This is a genomic window from Kribbia dieselivorans NBRC 106261 (assembly GCF_001552435.1).
Classification (GTDB): domain Bacteria; phylum Actinomycetota; class Actinomycetes; order Actinomycetales; family Dermatophilaceae; genus Kribbia; species Kribbia dieselivorans.
The window spans coordinates 1-1,631 of sequence record NZ_BCRE01000155.1 but is presented as its reverse complement, the minus strand read 5'-3'; the positions used below and the strand labels follow the sequence as shown (position 1 = coordinate 1,631).

The window sequence follows — 1,631 nt, the reverse complement described above, 5'->3', positions numbered from 1 at the left end:
TCGAGCCGGTCGCGGGGCATGAGCGCCCACACGGTCCACCCGATGGCCCCGAGCGGGACCTCCAACAGGTACGTGAAGATCGCGAAGATCACCACCCCGGCCGTGGCCCCGGCCGGGTCGGCGCCCCACGCGACGAGGGCCGCGACGGTGCCGGTCTCGGTCACACCGGCGCCGCCCGGCGTGATGCCGATCGAGGTGAGCAGACGCCCGATCGCGTAGGCGGCGAACAGTTGCGGCAAGGGCAGCAGCGCGTGGGTCTGCGCGAGGATCAGATAGAACAGCAGGAAGTACACGGCGAAGAACCCCGCCATGCCGAACGTCATCTTCAGCCACCCGGTGCGCACGACCCCGCTGATCTGCGTGCGCAGGTCGGCCAGCCCCTGAGCGACGGAGGTGCGTGCCCCGCGCCGGATCGGGCGCAACAGCCAGTCGATCGACGCTCCGACCCGCCGTGCCGCCGTCGGCGAGAGGAGCACGGCGACGAAGACGGCGAGAATGAGCAGCCCACCCACGGACCCACCGAGAGCGGCGTCGCGCAACTCACGGGGCACGTCCGACCCCGAACCGAGCCACAGCAGCAGCAGGGCGAGCACCGGCAGGAACACCCGCGCGAGCACGTTCCACACCCCGGTGACCACGGCCATCGCCGTCACCGACGCCAGCGAATGTCCCCAGGACCGGCAGATCGCGTAGGTCGCGGCCAACCCGACCGCGCCGCCGCCGGGCAGCAGGTTCGACACCGACGAGCCGCAGACGTTGACGATCAGGGCCCGCAGGTGGGTGATGCCGGGCAGAGACCCGGTGATGACGAACGTGTAGCAGCCCAGCCCCGCCAGGACGAGCACGGTGTACAGCACGGCGTGGTACCAGGGCACCTGCGAGACCGCGTCCCACACCTGCCCCCACGACGTGTTCGCCACCGCCGGCAGGCCCCAGATGATGATGGCCATTGCCGCGGCGATGCCGATGACGCCTTGGAGGACTCGTTTGGTCGTCGGGCGGATCGACGTCGCCAGGTCGGGTGGCTCGGTGGCGCTCACGAGGCGTCCTCGAAGAGGTCGTGCCGGCGGGGCGTGGCGCCCGAAGTGGTCAGGGCGGGGTCGATGAACCACTCGTGACCCAGCCACAGCCACGCCAGCGGATAGGGGACCATGAGCAACGCGGCCAGCGTGCGCGGTCCGCCGTCGCGCGAGGTCGCCTGGGAGGTGTGCGCACGCATCGAGGCGCGCTTGGCCCGTAGGTGACGTCGTACATCGATCCGATGCGTGATCTGCGTCGACGACGCATAGGCGGAGCGCAGTGGGGTCGGGTCGTAGCGCCGCGGCCACAAGCGCAGGCGTTGCAGCACGTCGATGGCGCCGACCAGCAGATCGCGCGGCACCGTCGCCTCGAGCACCCGCGTGCCGGTCTGCGCGGCGGCGAGCGCGACGACCTCGTGAACCTTCACGTGGTCGGGGTGGCCGTATCCGCCGTGCGCGTCGTAGCCGAGCACGACGTCCGCGCGCTCCTCGCGCAGGATCTGCGCGACCGCCGCGGCGGCCTCGGCGACGGGCACCCGGACGAAGCGGCGCTGTCCGGGCGGGTCGGGCAGCACGACGTCGCCGTGCCCGGAGTCGGCGTGCCCGAGCCAG

2 protein-coding genes are annotated in these 1,631 nt (G+C 71.9%); both read right to left on the bottom strand.

Annotated elements, in window-relative coordinates:
- The coding region (locus KD1_RS12550) for a lysylphosphatidylglycerol synthase transmembrane domain-containing protein (protein ID WP_068402407.1) at positions 1–1,040 on the bottom strand (1,040 nt) is incomplete at its 3' end.
- Positions 1,037–1,631: PIG-L family deacetylase (locus KD1_RS16890; protein ID WP_068402405.1), on the bottom strand; the 595-nt coding region annotated here is incomplete at its 5' end. The genes KD1_RS12550 and KD1_RS16890, both read right to left, overlap by 4 nt.